General features: G+C 66.4%; 14 protein-coding genes. 10 read left to right on the forward strand and 4 right to left on the reverse strand.

Annotated elements, in window-relative coordinates; all coding sequences use genetic code 11:
* The first annotated feature begins 23 nt into the window (after positions 1 to 23).
* The 4 genes from K4043_RS00730 (at position 24) to K4043_RS00745 (ending at position 4,532) form a co-directional block, all read left to right on the forward strand.
* Positions 24 to 1,622, forward strand: a complete 1,599-nt coding sequence (locus tag K4043_RS00730) for a calcineurin-like phosphoesterase family protein (protein ID WP_265307836.1) — start codon at positions 24 to 26, stop codon at positions 1,620 to 1,622.
* A gap of 154 nt (positions 1,623 to 1,776) precedes the next feature.
* Positions 1,777 to 2,769 (forward strand): glucokinase, encoded by a 993-nt coding sequence (locus K4043_RS00735; RefSeq protein ID WP_321160132.1) that lies wholly within the window; start codon positions 1,777 to 1,779, stop codon positions 2,767 to 2,769.
* A gap of 33 nt (positions 2,770 to 2,802) precedes the next feature.
* Positions 2,803 to 3,801 carry a N(4)-(beta-N-acetylglucosaminyl)-L-asparaginase gene (locus K4043_RS00740; protein WP_265307838.1) on the forward strand — a complete coding sequence of 333 codons (999 nt, stop codon included), beginning with the start codon at positions 2,803 to 2,805 and terminating at the stop codon, positions 3,799 to 3,801.
* Positions 3,798 to 4,532 carry a copper homeostasis protein CutC gene (locus tag K4043_RS00745; protein ID WP_265307839.1) on the forward strand — a complete coding sequence of 245 codons (735 nt, stop codon included), beginning with the start codon at positions 3,798 to 3,800 and terminating at the stop codon, positions 4,530 to 4,532. Before K4043_RS00740 ends, K4043_RS00745 begins: the two co-directional genes overlap by 4 nt.
* 162 nt (positions 4,533 to 4,694) lie before the next feature.
* On the opposite strand, the gene K4043_RS00750 is transcribed toward K4043_RS00745, so the two are convergent.
* Complete coding sequence (locus tag K4043_RS00750) at positions 4,695 to 7,760, reverse strand: TonB-dependent receptor (RefSeq protein WP_265307840.1); 3,066 nt, start codon at positions 7,758 to 7,760, stop codon at positions 4,695 to 4,697.
* Positions 7,761 to 8,415: 655 nt separating this feature from the next.
* Between K4043_RS00750 and K4043_RS00755 the strand changes: the two genes are divergently transcribed.
* The 6 genes from K4043_RS00755 to K4043_RS00780 all read left to right on the forward strand — a co-directional run bounded on the left by K4043_RS00755 (position 8,416) and on the right by K4043_RS00780 (position 18,197).
* Positions 8,416 to 10,815 carry a GH92 family glycosyl hydrolase gene (locus tag K4043_RS00755; RefSeq protein WP_265308515.1) on the forward strand — a complete coding sequence of 800 codons (2,400 nt, stop codon included), beginning with the start codon at positions 8,416 to 8,418 and terminating at the stop codon, positions 10,813 to 10,815.
* A gap of 58 nt (positions 10,816 to 10,873) precedes the next feature.
* Positions 10,874 to 11,917, forward strand: a complete 1,044-nt coding sequence (locus tag K4043_RS00760) for a LacI family DNA-binding transcriptional regulator (protein WP_265308516.1) — start codon at positions 10,874 to 10,876, stop codon at positions 11,915 to 11,917.
* Between the two features lie 44 nt (positions 11,918 to 11,961).
* Positions 11,962 to 13,272, forward strand: coding sequence for an L-fucose:H+ symporter permease (fucP, locus tag K4043_RS00765; protein WP_123729127.1), 1,311 nt, complete (start codon positions 11,962 to 11,964; stop codon positions 13,270 to 13,272).
* 7 nt (positions 13,273 to 13,279) lie between these two features.
* Entirely contained in the window at positions 13,280 to 14,275 is a 996-nt protein-coding gene (locus K4043_RS00770) for a carbohydrate kinase (protein WP_123729128.1), read from the forward strand.
* The gene (locus K4043_RS00775) at positions 14,272 to 15,465 is read left to right on the forward strand and encodes an AGE family epimerase/isomerase (RefSeq protein ID WP_265307841.1); all 1,194 of its coding nucleotides are present in this window, start codon (positions 14,272 to 14,274) and stop codon (positions 15,463 to 15,465) included. The genes K4043_RS00770 and K4043_RS00775 overlap by 4 nt, the downstream gene beginning before the upstream one ends.
* A gap of 89 nt (positions 15,466 to 15,554) precedes the next feature.
* Positions 15,555 to 18,197 carry a glycoside hydrolase family 2 protein gene (locus K4043_RS00780; RefSeq protein ID WP_265307842.1) on the forward strand — a complete coding sequence of 881 codons (2,643 nt, stop codon included), beginning with the start codon at positions 15,555 to 15,557 and terminating at the stop codon, positions 18,195 to 18,197.
* A 117-nt stretch (positions 18,198 to 18,314) separates the two neighbouring features.
* Here the strand turns inward: K4043_RS00780 and mtnC are convergent, their stop codons facing one another.
* From mtnC to K4043_RS00795, 3 genes are all read right to left on the reverse strand, one after another.
* Entirely contained in the window at positions 18,315 to 19,013 is a 699-nt protein-coding gene (gene mtnC / locus K4043_RS00785) for an acireductone synthase (RefSeq protein WP_265307843.1), read from the reverse strand.
* A 3-nt stretch (positions 19,014 to 19,016) separates the two neighbouring features.
* Positions 19,017 to 19,580 carry an acireductone dioxygenase gene (locus tag K4043_RS00790; protein ID WP_123729132.1) on the reverse strand — a complete coding sequence of 188 codons (564 nt, stop codon included), beginning with the start codon at positions 19,578 to 19,580 and terminating at the stop codon, positions 19,017 to 19,019.
* A 117-nt stretch (positions 19,581 to 19,697) separates the two neighbouring features.
* Positions 19,698 to 20,339, reverse strand: a complete 642-nt coding sequence (locus K4043_RS00795) for a methylthioribulose 1-phosphate dehydratase (protein WP_123729133.1) — start codon at positions 20,337 to 20,339, stop codon at positions 19,698 to 19,700.
* Positions 20,340 to 20,349: the final 10 nt, after the last annotated feature.

The raw sequence follows: 20,349 nt of genomic DNA on the forward strand, positions 1-20,349 counted from the left end.
CGCCCCCGACCGGACCGCCCCCGATGACCCGTACTGCCGCCTGGCTGGCTTGCCTGCTGTTGATGACTTCGCCTGCCTGGGCTGCTGAAACGACCGTCACCGGCAAGGTGTATCAGGAGCGCGACGGCAAGCCCGGGCGCGGCCCGACCGATCCCGGCCTGGCCGGTGTGCAGGTCTCCAACGGGGAAACGATCGTGCGTACCGCTGCCGATGGCAGCTACAGCCTGCCGGTGCGAGAGGGGCAGACCGTGTTCGTGATCAAGCCCGACGAGTACCGCTTCCCGGCCGCCGCCAACGGGCTGCCCTCGTACTGGCGCCACTACGCACCGCAGGGTTCGCCCACGCTCAAGTACGACGGCATCCGCGCCACCGGCGGCGGCACCCGCAACTGGGATTTCGCGCTGGAACCGGCCAAGGGCACCGATGCGGCACGCAACGGTTTCGAGATGCTGGTGTTCAGTGACTCGCAGACCGCCAGCCGCCAGGACATCGGTTACTACCAGCGCGCCATCGTTGAGCCGATCATCGGCAAGCACCCGGCGCGGCTGGGCACTACCCTGGGCGACATCGTCAACGACGACCTGAGCCTGTACCCGGACATCAACAAGGTCACCGCGCAGCTGCAGGTGCCATGGTTCCATGTGCCGGGCAACCACGATCTGGACATGGACGCAGGCAACGACGCGCACTCGCTGGACAGCTGGCGCGCCGTGTACGGCCCGGACACCTATGCGGTGGAAGAGGGCGGCGCGAGCTTCGTGTTCCTCGATGACGTGGTCTACGATCCCAAGGCCAAGCCGAGCTACGTGGGCGGTCTGCGCGCGGACCAGTTCACCTTCCTGGCCAACTACCTGAAGGGCCTGCAACGTGATCGCTTGATCGTGCTCGGCATGCACATTCCGCTGTTTGATGCGGCGCCGGGCCGTGAGACGTTCCGCCATGCGGACCGCACGCGCCTGTTCGCGCTGCTCAAGGAGTTCCCGAACGTGCTGGTGCTCAGCGGCCACAGCCACACCCAGCAGCACTACTACCACGGTGCGGCCGAAGGCTGGCAGGGCAGCAAGCCGCTGCACGAGTACAACGTGGGCGCGGCCTGCGGGGCGTTCTGGTCGGGGGTGAAGGACAGCAACGGCATTCCCGATGCGACCATGAGCGATGGCACCCCTAACGGCTATGCGGTGCTGTCGGTCAAGCCCGGTGGCGACTACGGCCTGCGCTATTACGTGGCGCGTGCGCCGGACGATTACCAGATCGCCCTGCATGCGCCGAAGGTGCTGCGCCAGGGCGCGTATCCGGCGTGGGGCGTATACGCCAACGTGTTCATGGGTCAGGCCGATTCGTTGGTCGAGTACCGCGTGGACGATGGCGCCTGGCAGCCGATGAAGCGTGTCGAGCAGCCCGATCCGCGGCTGCTGCAGGAGAACGTCGCCGACGATACCGCCGAGCGCCTGCGTGGTTTCGACCGCTCGCCGGAAGCTACGCCGTCGCCGCACCTGTGGCGCGGCGCGCTGCCGACCAACCTGCCGGTAGGCGAGCACAGAGTGGAGGTGCGTGCGGTGCAGGGGGATGGCCCGACCGCCACGGCCAGCACCAGCTACCGCCTGCAGACCGCCAAGCCCTGATCTACCTGCGCGCCCTTCAGTACGCCACTGTATGGCGGGCGCGGCTTTGCAATCCCCCGGTGATGCCTGAGAATCGCCGGGATTCAATTGATTCAATCAAGGCAAGCGAGTGAGCGCAGCGGTACCGGATCCGGCCCAACCTGAGAGGTCGCCCATTGCGGCCCACCGGGATACTGAGAAAGAAACGCTGATCGTGGCCGATGTGGGCGGTACCTTCGCCCGCGTTGCCCTGGCCACCGTGCGCGCCGGCACCGCGCCGACGTTGCATGGCCTGCGCCGTTACGCCTGCGCCGATCATGTCAGCCTTGCCGCGATCCTGGCCGATTTCGTGAGCACGCTGCCTGCGCCGCCGGCCGCGGCGGTGGTCGCGATCGCCGGCCTGCTCGATGGCGATCATCTGGTGAACACCAACCTGCCGTGGCCGGTGTCGGTGGCGCGGACTCGTCAGGATTCCGGGTTGGCCTCGCTGGCGCTGATCAACGATTTCGAAGCGGTCGCCTATGCGATTCCGCATGTGGCGCCGGACACGCTGGTCGCCCTCAACGGGGACGCCGATGCTACCCCGCGCTGGCCGGCGCTGGTGCTCGGCCCGGGCACCGGCCTGGGGGCAGCCCTGCGCTTTGAAGGTGGCGAGCGGCCGGCGCTTGCCAGCGAGGCCGGCCATGCCGCATTGACGGCCTGCAATGCATTGGAGCTGGACGTGCTGTCACGCCTGCTGCAGCGCTGGGAACACGTGGACAACGAGCGCGTGCTGTCCGGCGGCGGCCTGATGAACCTCTATCCCTGCCTGTGCGATATCCGTGGCGTCACGCCGCGCTGGACCAGCACCGAGGCCCTGATTGCGGCCGCGCATGAGGGCGGCGATCCGGTGGCGGTGGAGACGCTGGACGTGTTCTGTGCCTGGCTTGGCAGTCTGGCGGGCGATCTGGCCACGACCTTCGGTGCACGCTCGGTCTATCTGGCCGGCGGCATCTCCACGCGCGTGGACCGCTTCCTGCGCGACGGCCGCTTCCGCGAGCGCTTCCTGGCCAAGGGGGTGATGCGCGACGTGCTGCGCCAGGTGCCGATCTGGCGCGTGGACCATGGTGAGCTCGGCGTGCTTGGGGCGGCGGTCTGGCATGTGGAGCATCGCCGGTCCGCTGCGTAGTTCGATCGTTGTCGATTCTCTGGAGGTGCACCGATGAATGACCGCAGACGATTCCTTCAGGCGAGCGCGTTGGCCGCCGGTGCGCTGGCATTGCCAACGCTGCAGGCACGGAGCGCGTCCGGCGCACGGGTCGTGTCTACCTGGGATTTTGGCGTGGGTGCCAACCAGGTGGCGTGGAAGACCTTGTCGGCCGGCGGCTCCGCGCTGGATGCCGTGGAGGCCGGTGCGCGATGGGCCGAGAGTGACCTGTGCAATCCCACCGTCGGGCGCTGCGGCAATCCTGACCGTGATGGCGTGCTGAGCCTGGATGCCAGCATCATGGACGGCGATGGCCGCTGTGGATCGGTGGCAGCGCTGAGCGATATCGTGCACCCGGTCTCGGTGGCGCGGCGGGTGATGGAAAAGACCCCGCACGTGATGCTGGTCGGGGAGGGCGCGCAGCAGTTCGCGGTGCAGCAGGGCTTCGAACGCAGGAAGCTGCTTACACCGGACGCTGAAAAAGCGTGGCGCGAGTGGCTCAAGACCGCGCAGTACACCCCTGAGATCAATGCCGAACGGCGCAGCCGCCCCGGCGACAGCAGCAACCACGACACGTTGGGCATGCTCGCCATCGATGCCGGGGGTCGGTTGGCAGGTGCCTGCACCACCAGTGGCATGGCCTGGAAAATGCACGGCCGCGTCGGCGACAGCCCGATCATCGGGGCCGGCCTTTACGTCGACAACGAGGTCGGGGCGGCCACCGCGTCCGGCGTCGGCGAGGAAATGATCCGCAACGCGGCTTCGTTCCTGGTGGTCGAACTGATGCGCCAGGGCCGCTCACCGGCCGACGCCTGCCGCGAGGCGATCGCCCGGGTGGTGCGCAAGCGTCCGGAGGCAAGCAAGACCCTGCAGGTGTGTTTCCTCGCGTTGAACAAGCACGGTGAGGTAGGCGCCTACGCACTGCATCGCGGCTTCGTCTACGCGGTCTGCGACACCAACCGGCAGGACGATCTGCGCGATTCCGCCTCGGTGTACACGAGCGAACAGACGTGAGCGGGCCGCGTCGGGTACTGGAGATCGCGTCCAATTCGGTGGCCTCTGCGGTGGCCGCCCAGCAGGGGGGCGCGGATCGGATCGAACTGTTCGACAACCTGGCCGAGGGCGGCACCACGCCATCGCAGGGCAGCATCGCCGTCGCCCGTGATCGCCTGCGGATTCCACTGTTCGTGCTGATCCGGCCGCGTCCCGGCGATTTCCTCTACACCGCGCAGGAGGCTGAAATCATGCTGCGTGATGTCGCGCACTGCCGTGCGCTCGGCTGCGATGGCGTGGTGATCGGTGCCCTGGAGGCCGACGGCGGCATCGACATGGCGCTGTGCCGCGAACTGGTGTCCGCCGCCGGCCCGCTCGGTATCACCTTCCACCGCGCCTTCGATGCCGCGCGTGATATGGGGACGGCGCTGGAGCAGATCGTGACGCTGGGCTGCCAGCGCATCCTGAGTTCGGGGGGGCAGGCCAGCGCGCTGGCCGGTGCCGATGTCCTGGCCGCACTGGTGGCCCAGGCAGGCGATCGGATTTCGCTGATGGCCGGTGCGGGAATCACGGCGGCCAATGTCGTGGAGGTCGCCGAACGCAGTGGGTGCATTGAATTGCACGCCTCGGCGAAGGCCACACAGCGGTCGGCAATGCGCCACCACAATCCAGCACTGACCGGATTGTCGCCGGACTGGACCGCCACCGACGTGGCGCAGGTCAGCGCACTGCGCGCGGCGCTGGATCGCTGAGAAGCCCGCGGGTAGAGCCACCCCATGGGTGGCTGCGCTTTGATCCTGCAACGTGCAGCCACCCATGGGGTGGCTCTACGGATAACACGATTAACTACCCCCGTCCCCGTTAAAAGAAACGGCAGCCGCCTGTACAAGCGCAGCTGCCGTGGAGGACCGCTCTTAGAACTTCCAGTTCACGCCGAAATACAGCTGGCGGCCGGCATAGATGTTGGACAGCAGGCGGGCCTGGCTGTCATTGCCGATGTAGCTCTGCAGCTCGGACTTGGTGGCGTTGAGCACCGAGGCGGTCACCGTCCAGTCCGGGGTGATGTTGTAGGCCACGTTGAGGTCGAGCTGGTCGTACGGCTTGGTGTAGGTGGTCAGTCCGTTGTTCAGGCCACCGACCACTTCGCCACGGCGGTTGTACGAGGCACGGGCCAGGAGCTTGTCGTTCTCGTAGAAGATCGTGACGTTGGCCTGGTTCTTGGCGCTGCCGACCAGCGGCGAGGCACCGATTTCTTCGCCATCCAGCACGATCGAGGCGAGGTTGGTGTCGTTGTAGGTGTAGTTGGCCTGGACACCAAAGCCCATGTCGAACGTGTACTGACCGTACACCTCCACGCCCTGCGAAACGCCATCGCGACCGTTGGCTTCCGTGGCGTACTTCTGCACCGTGACCGTCTGGCCGCCGACCGTCATCTGCTGGTCGCGCACCACCGGGACGGTGAAGTTGTCCACGTTCTTGCGGAACAGGGCCACGCCCGCGGCGGAGCCCGGCTTGAAGTACCACTCCAGGCCCAGGTCGAACTGGACGGCTTCGAACGGTTCCAGGTTCTTGTTGCTGCCCGAGCCGTACCAGCCGGGGGTGTCGGTGCCGCCGGCGACACGGCGGTCGTTGCTGTATTCCTCGCTGATGTAGCTCAGGCCACCCGGGTAGGCGATGCTGGTGTAACCCGGACGTGCGATCACTTTCGACGCCGCGCCGCGCAGCACCAGGCTGTCGGTGATGTCCCAGGCGATGTTGAAGCTGGGCAGGAAGTCGGTATAGGTCTTGTCCAGCGAGCTGAGGGTGTACACCTTGTCGCGGACCTGATTGTCCGGCAGGCGCACGAAGCCGCCCTGGCAGCGCAGGGCCGGATCGGCCGCCGGATCATCGCAGCTCATCGGCGAGCCGTTGGCGTTGTCCACGAAGTAGTCGTTGAAACGCTCGACCGAATCGCTGGACTGGGCGAACTGCTGCGTGCGCACCACGCGCACCCCGACGTTGCCGCGGACGCGCTCGGTCCGGAAGTTGGCCTGGAAGTACCCGGAGTAGATCTTCTCGTTGACGTCGTAGACGAAGTCTTCTTCGGTCCGGTTGTGCGAGCCGCCGTAGGTCTGGTTGAGGTAATTGATGTAGGCCGGGTAGTTGACGCCCGGGAACACATTGGCGTTGAAGCCGCCGGCGATGTTGCTGATCGGGCTGGACAGGAAGAAGCCCGGCTGGGCATCACCGGCGGTGGAATCGCAGCCGGCCTGGTAACGGTTGTTATCGTAGTCGGCTGGATCCAGCCCCTGGCAGACCCAATAGGTGTTGCCGGTGTTGCGGTGGACCTTGCCGTCACGGTACTTGGTGCCGAACTGGATCGAGTCCAGCCAGCCGGCTTCGAACAGCTTGGTGAAGTCGGCCTGGAAGTAGTTCTGTTCAACCTCGGTCTGCATCCACGACGAGTCGGTCGAGCCGGTGTCGACCTCGGCAATGCCGGCCATCAACTGGTCCTGCAGGTCCGGGGAGAACTGCACCGACGGCGTGCCGGTCAGGTCCCATGCGGTGTACTGGTTACCCGACAGATAGTCCGCACCGACCTTGCGGCGCGGCTTGGCCGACATCCGGAAGTTCATTGACGGGCCGCCCTCGGACCACGTACGGCCACCGGTGAACGAGGCCTTCCACAGCGGGCTGATGTCCCACTCGACGGCCAGATCGGCGGTCTGGGAAAGCGCCTTTTCCTTGCTGTAGCCGCCGGTCAGCTGCGGGGTGGGCAGGGTGCAGTCATCCGGACCCCAGCCGCCCGGCGCAAGGCCAGCCGCTGCGGCCTGTTCTTCGCTGCAGATGTAGGCCTTGCCCGGCAGCTTCTCGAACTGCGCGCCGGTCACGATGGTGCCACTGGGATCGAAATCGAGCCCGTTGAGGAGTCGGCCGCCGGCCCAGTTACCGTCGCCGTTGAAGCGGGCCATGCTCCACTCCGGCACCTTGAGCATGTTCTGGGTGTAATCACCCTGCAGCTCGAAGCGGAAGTAGTTGGCGGTCAGGGTCAGGTTGTCCAGCGGCTTGAACTGGAAGGTCAGCTGCCCACCCTTGCGTTCGCGCTTTTCTTCCTTCACCGCGAAGTTGACCGAGGTCGGCATGAAGAAGTCGCTGTAGTTGCCGCCGGTCTGGTTGTTGAAACCGGACTGCCCCCACCAGTAGTGGATGCCATCCTGCGCCAGGACGTTGCCGTTGGCATCGCGCGCGTCGCCGGCGCCATACCACTGATAGTCCTCGGTGCTGGCTTCCATGGTGCGGCTGGTGCGCTTCTGCTGCGTCACGCCCACCAGGACGCCGAAACGTTCGTCCTTGCTGTGCCAGGAGTAGAGCGCCGAGGCCTGCGGATCGATGTCGTGGCTGGTATCCGACGAGGTGCCTTCCAGGTTCACGTAACCCGAGTTGGCTTCCATATCTAGCGGACGGCGGGTATGCAGGATCACCGTGCCGCCGATGCCGCCTTCGTCGATGCGCGCTTCGGGAGATTTGAACAGTTCCGCGCTGGACAGCATGTTGGACGGCAGCAGCGTGTAGTTGAACGAACGCGACGCCTCGTTGTTGGTTTCCGAGGTGGCGACGTAATTGCCGTTCAACTGGGTGAGGGTGAGGTCGGGCGCAAGGCCGCGCACGCTGACGCTCTTGCCTTCGCCGCCGCTGCGCGTGATCACCACGCCGGGCACGCGCTGCAGCGCATCGGCGACGTTCTTGTCGGGGAACTTGCCCACGTCCTCGGCGGTGATCACTTCCACCACCGCGTTCGCATCGCGCTTCTGCTGAAGGCTCTTTTCGATGGCGTAGCGGTAGCCGGTGACGGTCACGCTGTCGAGCGTGGTTGCATCAGGGGTGCCGGTCGCCGGGCTGGCCTGCTGCGCGAATGCGCTGGCCGGCACGACGGCGGTGGCCAAGGCACTGGCGATGGCCGCGGACAACCTGACGCGGCGGTGCATGCGTGACATCTTCATTCCACTCTCTCCCTCTCCTGGATTGAAACGGTGGCGATACGAATTCTTTGAATCGATCTAATGTTGAAGGCGAATCATCTCGGGCGTCGAGTTGCCTGGCGCGTCCCGCATGCATCGCGTGGGGCAGTCCCCCGGCTCCCCACTTCCGGCAATCGTGACCGTTTTAAGTTGGATCGATCTAAACGATTGGCGGCGAATTTTTAACACGACCGGCGCCGGGAAGCATGCTGCTCCGCAATATGGACCATGAGCGACCGTCCGCAGTGCGGGCGCTACGAGCCAGCGCAACAGGGGATTCCCTCTACACCTCGCATACAGGCACTTGCCGCGATCGTTTCCTGGACACCTTGGTGGGCGACGGGCGTTCCGCGCGGCACGGCGCGCGGCGCGCGTTGGCGGAGGACGCGTGCATGTTGCAGCGCAGAATGCATCCGCCGAAATCTCCGTGCTTTACTTAAATCGATCTAAATTCACCGGGGCGTGGATTGGGTCATCCCGTCCCAGGAACCGCCGACCCCGGTCGCCGCTGGTTCTCGCCGCCGCCACGTCCGCCAAGGAGTCCGTGTCCGTGACCCGCTTTTCCCGACATCCTGCTGTTGCTGCTACCCCCGGCGTTCGCCCGGTCCGCCGTCGTCCGCTCGCCGGCCTGGCCTGCCTGCTGGCGCTGAGCTGCGCGCCGCTGGTGCTGCAGGCCGCACCCGCCGCACTGGAGCGCGAGGTGAACACCTTCATCGGCAGCAAGGATGACGGCAACACCTTCCCGGGCGCCTCGGCTCCGTTCGGCCTGATCCAGGTCAGCCCGATCGGCGAGCACTATGCCGGCTGGCGTTATGACGACCCCAAGATCCGCGGTTTCGGGCATTCGTTCCTGTCCGGTGCCGGCTGCTGGGAGCAGGGCGGGCAGGTCTCGGTACTGCCGGTGACCGGCAGCATCGGTCCGGGCGGTGACTTCAATACCGACGACGCCAAGAGCTTCGACCACAAGCGCTACGCGTCCAGCTATACCCACGACGGTGAAGTCGGCCAGGCCGGGTATTACAAGGTACGCCTGACCAATTACGGCGGCATCGATGCCGAGGCCACCGCACGCACCCGTGCCGCAGCCGAGCGTTACACCTTTGCCACCGATGCGGATACCGGCCACGTGCTGGTCAACCTTGGCCAGGCCAACGAGCGCCATTCGGTGATCGGCAGTGTGGTCGACGTGGTCGGCGACCGTGCCGTGGAAGGCAAGCTGGTCACCAAGAGCTTCTGCGGTGGGCATCAGTACACCACCTGGTTCCGCATCGAGTTCGACCGCCCGTTCAAGGCGTTCGGGACCTGGGGCGAGGGCGGGGGCCTGCCCGGCGCACGCCACGGCATGGAAGGCGAACTCAAGCCGAGCGGCGCCTGGCTCAGCTTCGATCTGGCCAAGGGCCGTGCGGTGACCGCGGTCAGCGCGATTTCGCACGTGGATGCCGAAGGCGCGCGCGCCAATCTGCGCAGCGATGGCATGCGGGGCGATCGCCTGCTCGGCTTCGATCAGATGCGCCAGATGGCGCAGCAGCAGTGGCGCAAGGAACTGGCGGCCGTGCGTGTGCAGGGCGGCAACAGCGACGACCGCACCGTGCTGTACACCGCGCTGTACCACGCGCTGCTGCAGCCGCTGACCGGCAGCGACGCCGATGGCCGCTACCGTGGCTACGACGACAACATCCATCGCGCCGATGGCTGGACCTACTACGAGTATTTCTCGCTGTGGGATACCTACCGTGCGCAGAACCAGTGGCTGGCGCTGACCAAGCCCGACGTCGCGCGTGACATCGGCCGGACCCTGCTGGCCATTGAAGCGCAGGGCGGCTGGTTGCCGCGCTGGGGCTATGCCAACTTCGAAACCAACATCATGACCGGCGACCCGGTCACGCCGTTCCTGGTGGATCTGTGGCGTTTCGGCGCGCTGGACGGCCGCGAGGGTGAGGCTTACACCGCGCTGCGCAAGAACGCCTTCCAGGTGCCGCCGATGAACTCGCGTCACGCCGGGCGCTCGGGCAACCCGAACTACTTGGCCAACGGCTATGTGCAGTACGACCGCGCCTTCCCCTCCAAGGGCATGGATGTGGACCCGCACCACGGGGGCTCGGCAACGCTGGAGTACGCATTGGCCGACTGCGCGCTGGCGCAGATGGCCGATGGCCTCGGCCATGCCGCCGATGCCGGCGTGCTGCGCGAGCGTGGCCGCAACTGGCACAAGGTGTGGGATCCGTCGGTGCGTGACGAGGAGGGCGACTTCAACGGCTTCCCGCGGCCGCGCATGGAGGATGGCGCGTGGTACCTGCCGGCCGATGGCAAGTACAGCCCGCGCTCGCATCACGGGTTCCATGAAGGCACCGCATGGCAGTACCAGTGGCTCGCGCAGCAGGACGTGCCGGGCCTGGTCCAGGCCATGCACGGCCGCGAACAGACCGCGCGCCGACTGGATACCTTCTTCGCTTACGACGCCCTCGTTACATCGCCGCTGACCGCCGCCCGCAAGGAATGGGTGGTCGGGCCGTACAGCTACTACAACCAGTTCCGCTACAACCCCAACAACGAGCCGGACCTGCACGCGCCGTGGATGTACACGCTGATCGGCCAGCCGTGGAAGACCGCCACCGTGGTGCGCGCCGCGCAGCAGTTGTTCACCAATGCACCCAATGGCGTCACCGGCAATGATGACCTGGGCACGATGTCGGCCTGGTACCTGTTCAGTGCGCTGGGGCTGTACCCGGCGGTACCGGGCAGCGGCGAGTTCCTGCTGCACACGCCGCGCTTCGCTCGTGCCGAGATCGATCTGGGCCAGGGTAAAACGTTGACCTTGAAGGCGCCGGGCGCGGATGGCCGCCAACTGCAGTATGTCCAGAATGTCCAGGTCGATGGCCGCGCGCATGCGCCGGTGTGGCTGGACTGGGCCCAGCTGCAGCGCGGTGGCACCATCGCCTTCGCCCTGGGCGGCACCGCGCCGGAGAACGGCTGGGGTACCCAGGCCGAGGCGCTGCCAGCCTCGTTCTGCGCCACCCCGGGCGCGGTACTGGAATGAGCAGCAGGTCAGCGCGATCGTTTAGGCTTGCACCTTGCTTGAGGAAACCGACGACCCGATGAACGACAAGGCCACCCCTGCCGGCAAAGGTACGCGCGCGGTCACCGTGACCGACATCGCCGAAGCGATCGGCGTGTCGCGCGCGACCGTGTCGCTGGTGCTGCGCGGCAGCCCCTTGGTCAACGTCGACACCCGGGCCAAGGTGGAAGCCGAACTGCGGCGCCAGCGGTATGTGTACAACCGCGGCGCGGCCAACCTGCGTCGGCGTACGTCCTCGAGCGTGGCGCTGGTGATCAATGATCTGTCCAACCCGTTCTTCGCCGAATTCGCCTCCGGGGTGGATGAAGCGCTGGGCGGCAAGGGCTTCGTGACCCTGCTCGGCAGCACCGGCGAATCGCCGGAGCGTCAGCAGGCCGTGCTGGCTACGCTGATGGAGCACATGCCGGCCGGGCTGATCCTGTCGCCGGCCGAAGGCAGCGATGCGGGGCAGCTGCGCCAGGTGCTCGGTCATGCCAACGTGCTGCTGTTCAATCGCGAACTGCCCGGCGCCGAATGGGATTTCCTGACGCTGGACAACCAGCAGGGCGCCTACCTGGCGACGCGCCATCTGATCGAGCAGGGCCACCGCCGTATCGCGTTCTATGGGGGTCATGCCGTGTCCAGCTCGTGCCATCAGCGCCGTACCGGCTATGCACAGGCGCTGGTGGAGGCGGGGATGCCGGTGCAGCCGGAGTGGCTGATCGAGACCTCGCCCAGCCGCCTGGATGCAGCCGCCCGCACCGGTGAGCTGTTCGCGCTGGGTGCAGTGCCGACCGCAGCGGTCTGCTACAACGACAGCGTCGCGCTGGGCCTGATGCTGGGCCTGGCCTCGCGCGGGGTGCAGCCGGGCCGCGACTTCGCAGTGACCGGTTTCGATGATATTTCCGAGGCCTCGGTGGCATCGCCGCCGCTGACCACGCTGACGGTCAACCCGCGCGAGCGCGGGCGGCAGGCCGCGGAGCTGCTTCTGCAGCGACTCGATCACCCGGAGGCGGCGGTACAGCGTACTGTTGCACCGGTCCAACTCCGTATCCGCGAAAGCAGCGGCAGCACTGTCGCCTGATTCCGCCCCTTTTCACCTGCTCGCGCAATGAGGCGCGTACTTGAATGCCCATTTCCCCAACGCCCCGTCTCCCGTCCTCATCCTCTGCTGCGCCCGTGGTGAACACGCGTGTCGCGCTGGCCGTGGCGACCACGATCTTCTTCATGTGGGGCTTCCTCACCTGCCTCAATGACATCCTGATCCCGCATCTGAAGGCCGTGTTCGACCTGACCTACGCCCGCGCGATGCTGGTGCAGTTCACCTTCTTCGGCGCGTACTTCCTGATGTCGGTGCCGGCCAGTCGCCTGGTCGCACGGCTGGGCTACAAGAACGGCATCGTGGCCGGCCTTGCCATTGCCGCAGTGGGCGCGCTCGGCTTCTGGCCGGCGGCCGAGCTGCGGGTGTATGAAGCCTTCCTGGGCGCGCTGTTCGTGCTGGCCACAGGCATCACCGTGCTGCAGGTGGCGGCCAATCCGTACGTCGCCCTGCTGGGCCCGGAGCAGACGGCCTCCAGCCGCCTGACGCTGGCGCAGGCGTTGAACTCGCTGGGTACGGCGATCGCGCCGATCTTCGGTGGCCTGCTGATCCTGGGCAACACCGTCAAGAGCGCGGACGAGATCAATGTGCTGCCGATGGCCGAACAGCTGGCCTATCGCACCCAGGAAGCCCAGTCCGTGCAGGGCCCGTATGTCGGCCTGGCGATCGCGCTGGTCCTGCTTGCCGTGTTCGTGTATCTGTTCCGCCTGCCGGCACTGAATGAGACGACCGAGCAGAACGGTGGCGACAAGCACACCCTGATGGAGGCGCTGCGTCACCGCCACGTCCGGTTCGGCGTGCTCGGCATCTTCTTCTACGTGGGTGCGGAAGTGGCGGTGGGCAGCGTGCTGGTGAACTACCTGTCGCTGCCGAACATCGGCGGCTTCAGCGAACAGCAGGCCACGCATTACGTCTCGGCGTACTGGACGATGGCGATGATCGGCCGCTTTGCCGGTTCGGCCATCATGACCCGCTTCTCGCCGCGCCTGCTGCTGACCCTGTTCGCCAGCATGAACGTGGCGCTGCTGGCCCTGACCATGCTCACCCAGGGGCAGGTAGCGCTGTACTCGGTGGTGGCGATCGGCCTGTTCAACTCGATCATGTTCCCGACGATCTTCGCGCTGAGCATCGAACGCCTGGGCACGCTGACCACCAAGGCCTCGAGCCTGCTGATCATGGCGATCGTCGGCGGGGCGCTGATCCCGGTCCTGCAGGGCAAGCTGGCCGACCATATCGGCCTGCAGCCGTCCTTCATCCTGCCGCTGCTGTGCTACGGCTACATCATCTTCTACGGCCTGTGGGGTTCGCGCCCGGCCGTTGGAATCCGCCAGGGAAATTGAGGCCAAGATGTCCAAAATTGTCTGTTTCGGCGAGATTTTGATCGATCTACTTGCCCAACCTCCGGCGTCTCCCGATACCCCCCGTGCCTTCCTGCAGTACGCCGGCGGCGCGCCCGCCAACGTAGCTGTGGCGGCCGCACGGCTGGGCGCGGACACGCATTTCGCCGGCATGCTGGGCAAGGACATGTTCGGCGACTTCCTCGCCGAGAGCCTGGCCAATGCCGGCGTGGCGACCGATTGCATCGTGCGCACGGATGAAGCCAAGACCGCGCTGGCGTTCGTCGCACTCGATGCCAGTGGCGAGCGCAGCTTCAGCTTCTACCGCCCGCCGGCGGCGGATCTGCTGTTCCGTAGCACGCATTTCCACCCGAACTGCTTCGAGGGCACGCGCAGCTTCCACGTGTGTTCCAACAGCCTGACCGAGGCGGAGATCGCGCAGGCCACGCTGGAAGGCATGCGCCGCGCCCGTCAGGCCGGCGCGATGGTCAGCATCGACCTCAACCTGCGCCCGGCGCTGTGGCCGACCGGTGTCGACCCGCTGCCGCGCCTGTGGGAAGCGCTGTCGCTGGCCGAGCTGGTCAAGCTGTCGCGCGAGGAACTGGAGTATCTGGCGGGCTCGGTGCCCGGTGGCGACGCTGCGGTGGTCGAGCGCCTGCTCGGCGCGCAGGCGCAGGCGGTGGTGATCACCGACGGCGCCGCGCCGATCCGCTGGCACACCCGCCACGGCAACGGCGTACTCACGGGCTTCCAGGTGACGACGGTGGATTCCACCGCCGCCGGCGATGCGTTCGTGGGCGGCCTGCTGTTCGGCATCGGCGAACGCGGCGGTGATGGCACGGCGTTCCCCGCGTTCTGCGCGGGACAGGCCGGCCTGCTCGAGGCGATCCACTTCGGTGCGGCTGTCGGTGCCCTGGCGGTCACCCGCAAGGGGGCGTTCGCCGCGATGCCCAGCCTTGGGGAAGTCCAGCAACTGCTGCAGCAACAACAGGAAACCGCCGCATGAGCACCTCCACCGCATCCCAGCCCGATTTCCGTTCGCCGGATTTCCTGCGCGCCCACATCGCGCGGACGATGGCGTTCTATCAGCCGCATGAAATCGACCCCAAGGGCGGTTTCTTCCACTACTTCCGTGACGATGGCAGCGTGTACGACGCCAGCCACCGTCATCTGGTCAGCAGTACCCGGTTTGTGTTCAACCACGCCATGGCCTACCGCGAGTTCGGCAAGCCCGAGGACCTGGCGGCGGTCGAGCATGGCGTGCGCTACCTGCGCGAGATACATCGCAATCCGGCCACTGGCGGTTACGCCTGGACGCTGCGCGATGGCGTGGTCGAAGATGCGACCAACCACTGCTACGGCGTCGCGTTTGTGCTGCTGGCCTACAGCTGCGCGCTGAAAGCTGGCATTGCCGAGGCGCGTTCGTGGATGGACGAGACCTGGCAGCTGCTGGAAACGCGCTTCTGGGAACCGGCGTTCGGCCTGTACAAGGACGAAGCCGATGCCGACTGGAACTTCAGCGACTACCGCGGCCAGAACGCCAACATGCACATGTGCGAGGCGATGCTGGCTGCGTTCGAGGCCAGTGGTGAGCAGCGCTACCTTGATCGTGCGCTGCTGCTGGCCGACCACATGACCCGCCGCCAGGCCGCGCAGGGCGATGGCCTGGTGTGGGAGCACTACGACACCCAGTGGCAGATCGACTGGGATTACAACCGCGACAATCCCAAGCACCTGTTCCGCCCGTGGGGCTTCCAGCCGGGGCATCAGACCGAGTGGGCCAAGCTGCTGCTGATCCTGGACCGCCACGTACAGGCCGACTGGCTGGTGCCGACCGCGCGCCATCTGTTCGATGTGGCGGTGGAGCGCAGTTGGGATGCCGAGCGTGGCGGGCTGTACTACGGTTTCGCGCCGGATGGCAGCGTCTGCGATGACGACAAGTATTTCTGGGTGCAGGCCGAGTCGCTGGCCACCGCGGCGTTGCTGGCCAAGCGCACCGGCGATGCCGTGTACTGGGACTGGTACGACCGTCTGTGGGCGTATGCGTGGGCGCATATGGTCGATCACCAGTACGGCGCGTGGTTCCGCATCCTGGATGCGGACAACCGCAAGTACAGCGATGAAAAGAGCCCGGCCGGCAAGACCGATTACCACACCATGGGCGCCTGCTACGAAGTGCTCAACGTAGTGCGTTGAATCCGGTAGAGCCGACCGTCGGTCGGCTGCCCCAACATCCCGGTAGAGCCGACCGTTGGTCGGCTGCTCCCGCAGCCAGGCAGGTCCTCATGCGCGCGCACAGCCGTCTCCATGTCGTTGCACCGGCCAGCTGGCTGTGGCTGGTCCTGCTGGCAGCATGGGCACTGCCCGTGGCCGCCGCCCCGCTGACGGCGGAGTGGTCATTGCGCCTGTTGCCCGGTGATGCCCAGCTTCGTGCCCACCCGCAGCTGGGCGAGTGGCGTGCTGCGCAGGTGCCCGGGGCCGTGCATACCGATCTGCTGGCGCAGGAGCAGATTCCCGATCCTTACGTGGGTGCGCCGGAAGCCGGGCTGCAGTGGATCGGCCTGTCCGACTGGGAGTACCGCGCACGATTCGATGTGGATGCGGCCACGCTGGCGCGCGCGCATGCCGAGCTGGCGTTCGAAGGGCTGGACACGTTCGCCACCGTCACGCTCAACGGCCAGCCCCTCCTGCAGGCCGACAACAGCCACCGCACCTGGCGGGCGCGGGTGGATGGCCAGTTGCGGCCCCGCGGCAATGAGCTGCGCATCGTGCTGCGTTCGCCGATCCGCACCCTGCTGCCGGTCGTGCAGGCGATGCCGCACAAGATCGCCGGCAACTACCCTTCGCCCTATGGCGATGAGCCCAAAGACGCGATGGTCGGCAATTTCGTGCGCAAGCCGGGCTATCACTTCGGCTGGGATTGGGGCCCGCGTTACGTGACCGCCGGCATCTGGCGGCCGGTGAAGCTCGAGAGCTGGGACGCACAGCGCCTGACCGCTCTGGTGGTGCAGACCCGCAGCCTGGACGCGGCCAAGGCGGACCTTGAGATCGCGGTCGAGGTGGAAAGCGCGGTGGTTGGTTCTGCGTCCGTGCAGGTGGATGTCCTGGATCCGGACGGCAAGCGCGTGGCGCGCATCGACCAAAAGACGATGCTCAAGGCCGGTGACAACCGCATTGCGGTGCCGGTCGCGCTGCAGAAGCCGCGGCGCTGGTGGCCGGCCGGGCAGGGCGAGCAGGCCCGCTACACTGTGCGTGCCACCTTGGCGCCTGAGACGGCGGAGGCGACGCACATCGAGCAGCGCACCGGCCTGCGGACCGTCGAGCTGCGCCGCGAAGTGGACCGCAACGGCGGACAGGGCTTCGCATTCGTGATCAACGGTGTGCCGATCTTTGCCAAGGGCGCCAACGTCATTCCGTTCGACATGTTCCCCGCGCGTGTGGACGCGGCGCGGATCCGGCGCGAGCTGACCGCGGCGCGCGATGCCAACATGAACATGCTGCGCAACTGGGGCGGCGGCTATTACGAAGACGATGCGTTCTTCGATATCGCCGACGAGCTGGGGCTGCTGGTCTGGCAGGATTTCATGTTCGGTGGCGGGATGCAGCCAGGCTACGATCCCGCGTTCCGCGCGAGCGTGGTCCATGAGGCGCGCGACAATGTGCGCCGTCTGCGCCATCACCCCAGCGTGGTGCTGTGGTGTGGCAACAACGAAGAAGAGACTGCATGGAAGGACTGGGGCCATGGCCGTGACCTGACCGCTGCCGATCCTGCCTTCGCCGCGAAGGTCTGGCAGGGGTATGTGGACCTGTTCGGCAACGACCTGCGCCAGGTGGTGACCGAAGAAGGGCTGGGCGTGCCGTACTGGTCGAGCTCGCCGAGCAATGATCTGGACGAGAAGGCCAACGATTCCACCCGCGGCGACAAGCACTACTGGCAGGTGTGGGGCAACCCGGCGCTGCCGGTCACCGCCTACCTGCGTGAAACACCGCGCTTCATGTCCGAGTACGGGCTGCAGGCCTGGCCGGCGCTGCGCACGCTGGACGGCATCATTCCCGCCGCCGAGCAGCAGGTCGACAGCCCGACGGTACGCGCGCACCAGAAGTTCATGGCGGGCGAGGGCAACCAGCGCCTGCTCAAGTACATCGAGGAGGAGTACGGCACGCCGCGTGACTTCCCCACGTTCGTCTACCTGAGCCAGGTCATGCAGGCCGATGGCATCCAGCTCGCTGCCCTGCATCACCGGGCCTCGCGGCCGTACACGATGGGCTCGTTGTACTGGCAGCTCAACGATGTATGGCCGGGGGCGTCGTGGTCCAGCATCGATTACGCCGGGCGTTGGAAGGCGCTGCATTTCCACGCCAAGCGCTTCTTCGCCGACCACGCGGTGGCGGCACTGCGCGATGAAGGGGTGACACGGGTGAGCCTGCTCAATGATCGTCAGCAGGGCCTGCAGGCCACGTGGCGGCTGCGCGTGATCGACCTCAATGGCACCCAGCGCAGTGAGCAGCGGCACACCGTGGCAGTGCCGCCGCTGTCCGCGCTGGAGGTGGGGCGATTTGCCGACGCGGACCTGTTGAAGGGCGCCGATCCAACCCGCACCGTGGCGGTGGTCGAGCTGTTCGATGGCGCGACGCGGTTGTCGCAGCAGGTGGTGTATTTCGTGCCGGCCAAAGCGTTGGCGCTGTCACCGGCGAAGATCGACAGTGAGCTGCGCACGGATGGCGACGGCTACCTGCTGACGCTGCGCTCGCCCACGTTGGTGCGGGCGCTGTGGATCGACTTCGATGGGCTGGACGCCGCGCTCAGTGACAACGCGCTGGACCTGGTGCCGGGTGAAACGGTGACGATCCGGCTGCGCGCGGAGGCGGATCTGGCGACGCTGCGCAGCGCGTTGCGCCTGCACTCCTTGGCAGATATCCCGAGGTAGGGCCACGCCATGCGTGGCTGGCGTGGTACCCGAATCGCGCGAAAGGCATCCACGCATGGCGTGGATCTACCTTGAATCACGAGCGGAAAGGATCCACGCGTGGCGTGGATCCACCCGTTACAGCGTGATCTGCTGGAAGTTCTCGACGCGGTCGTGGCCGTGTGTGGCCTCACCACTGCGTGGCAGCGGGTAATCGTCCAGGCGGTCGATCAGACGCGTCTGCAGGCCGGCGTCGCGCGCGGCATCCAGCTCTTCCACCACGTCGGACAGGAACAGAATCTGCGCGGCCGGCACATCGATCGCCTCGACGATACGGCGGTAGCTGTCGGCCTCACGCTTGCCGCCGACTTCGGTATCGAACCAGCCCGAGACCAGCCCGGTCAGGTCACCGGCTTCGCTGAAGCCGAAGAACAGCTTCTGCGACGGCACCGAGCCGGAGGAATACACGTACAGCGGCTTGTCCTCGGCGTGCCAGCCCTTCAGTACGGCGGCCACTTCCGGATAGAAGTGCGCCTTGTAATCGCCATTGCGGTAGCCGGCTTCCCAGATCATGCCCTGCAGCGCCTTGAGCGCGGTGTGCTTGCGGTCCTGGTCGATCCAGCCCTGCAGCGTCTCCACGATCAGGCTGTCCTGGCAGGCACCACCGATCTCCACCGCCACCGCGTCCAGCCAGCGGCGCACCTGCGGCTCCTGGCCATGCGCGGCGACGAACGCCGGCAGTGCCTTGCGCGCATACGGGAACAGCACGTTCTTGACGAACGAAATGCTGCTGGTGGTGCCCTCGATATCGGTGAGGATGACGGTCGGTTGCGGCATGGATCAGTCGGCCTGGTGCTGTGCGGGGTGGTAACGCGGGAAGGTCTGGGCGATGTCGCTGCCGGTGAAATGGCCGACCCAGCCGTCCGGCTCGGTGAAGAAGCGGATCGCCACGAAACTCGGTTCCTCGCCCATGTCGAACCAATGGGTGATGCCATCGGGCACGGCGATCAGATCGTTCTTGACGCACTCGATCTCGTAGACCTTGCCGTCCACGTGCAGGGTGAACAGCCCGGAGCCGGCGACGAAGAAGCGGACTTCATCTTCCTTGTGGAAGTGCTCGTCCAGGAACTTCCTGCGCAGCTCGGCGCGGTTCGGGTTGTCCGGCGCGATCGACGCGACGTCCACACTCTTGAAACCGTGTGTGGCGACGAGACGGTCGATATCGACCTTGTAGGCGGCGAAGACCTCGTCCTGGCTGGCGCCCGGCGCGACCTCGTGGGTCGCCTGCCAGCGCTCGAACGTGACGCCGATCGGCTTCAGCTCGGCGGCGATCGCCTCGCCATCCCGGCTGTCGAACAGCGGGACATCCGGGGCGGTGTCATCAAAGATACGGAGTCGGCTCATGGCGGCAGCATCGAGGCGAAGAGGGGAAGGAAAGGGTACCAGTGCGGCGCCAGAGTGGGGGCGACGCACTGATGCCGATGCGCGGAATACAGATTCTCTTCAGGAATCTGAGCGCGATCAGCCGCGCAGCTTGCGCAGTTCCAGCTCACAGTGGAGCAGGAACTCGAAGGCTTCCATGTGGCGGCGTGCCTCGGCCATGGTGCGGCCCCAGGCGTACAGGCCGTGGCCGTCGATCAGATAGCCCCACAGCGGCTGGGTGTCGAGCAGGGCATCGACCTGTGCCGAGAGCACGTCCATATCCTGGGTATTGGCGAACACCGGCACGTCGACCGCCATCTCGTGCGTGCTGTTGCCGTGGAAGGCCTTCAGCAGCTCGTAGCCCTCCAGGCGGATATGGCCCTGCGGCGCATACAGGCGCGAGGCGATGGTCTGCACCGGTGAATGGGTGTGCAGCACGCAGCCGATTTCCGGGAAACGGCGGTACAGCTGGGTGTGCAGCAGCGTCTCGGCGGACGGGCGCAGCGGGCGGCCGACGGCCTGGCCGTCGAAATCCACCACCATGATGTCGTCCTCCACCAGCCGGCCCTTGTCCTTGCCGGACACGGTGATCGCCGCGTGGCGGTCATCCAGGCGGTGGGAAAAGTTGCTGCTGGTGGCCGGGGTCCAGCCGGCGTGGGCCAGCTCGCGGACGTTGTCGATCAGCAGCTGGGCCAGTTCGCTCAGGCGCGCGGTGTCGTAGGGGAAGGTGGGGGTGTTCATGGGGCTATTT

This window comes from Stenotrophomonas sp. SRS1, from assembly GCF_026130205.1.
GTDB classification, from domain to species: domain Bacteria; phylum Pseudomonadota; class Gammaproteobacteria; order Xanthomonadales; family Xanthomonadaceae; genus Stenotrophomonas; species Stenotrophomonas rhizophila_B.

Bases quoted from the DNA above. Each gene is read 5' to 3' on its own strand.
- fucP (WP_123729127.1), top strand. From the start codon at position 11,962: ATGCCCATTTCCCCAACGCCCCGTCTCCCGTCCTCATCCTCTGCTGCG.
- K4043_RS00760 (WP_265308516.1), top strand. From the start codon at position 10,874: ATGAACGACAAGGCCACCCCTGCCGGCAAAGGTACGCGCGCGGTCACC.
- K4043_RS00775 (WP_265307841.1), top strand. From the start codon at position 14,272: ATGAGCACCTCCACCGCATCCCAGCCCGATTTCCGTTCGCCGGATTTC.
- mtnC (WP_265307843.1), bottom strand. From the start codon at position 19,013: ATGCCGCAACCGACCGTCATCCTCACCGATATCGAGGGCACCACCAGC.
- K4043_RS00730 (WP_265307836.1), top strand. From the start codon at position 24: ATGACCCGTACTGCCGCCTGGCTGGCTTGCCTGCTGTTGATGACTTCG.
- K4043_RS00790 (WP_123729132.1), bottom strand. From the start codon at position 19,580: ATGAGCCGACTCCGTATCTTTGATGACACCGCCCCGGATGTCCCGCTG.
- K4043_RS00780 (WP_265307842.1), top strand. From the start codon at position 15,555: ATGCGCGCGCACAGCCGTCTCCATGTCGTTGCACCGGCCAGCTGGCTG.
- K4043_RS00795 (WP_123729133.1), bottom strand. From the start codon at position 20,339: ATGAACACCCCCACCTTCCCCTACGACACCGCGCGCCTGAGCGAACTG.
- K4043_RS00750 (WP_265307840.1), bottom strand. From the start codon at position 7,760: ATGAAGATGTCACGCATGCACCGCCGCGTCAGGTTGTCCGCGGCCATC.
- K4043_RS00740 (WP_265307838.1), top strand. From the start codon at position 2,803: ATGAATGACCGCAGACGATTCCTTCAGGCGAGCGCGTTGGCCGCCGGT.
- K4043_RS00770 (WP_123729128.1), top strand. From the start codon at position 13,280: ATGTCCAAAATTGTCTGTTTCGGCGAGATTTTGATCGATCTACTTGCC.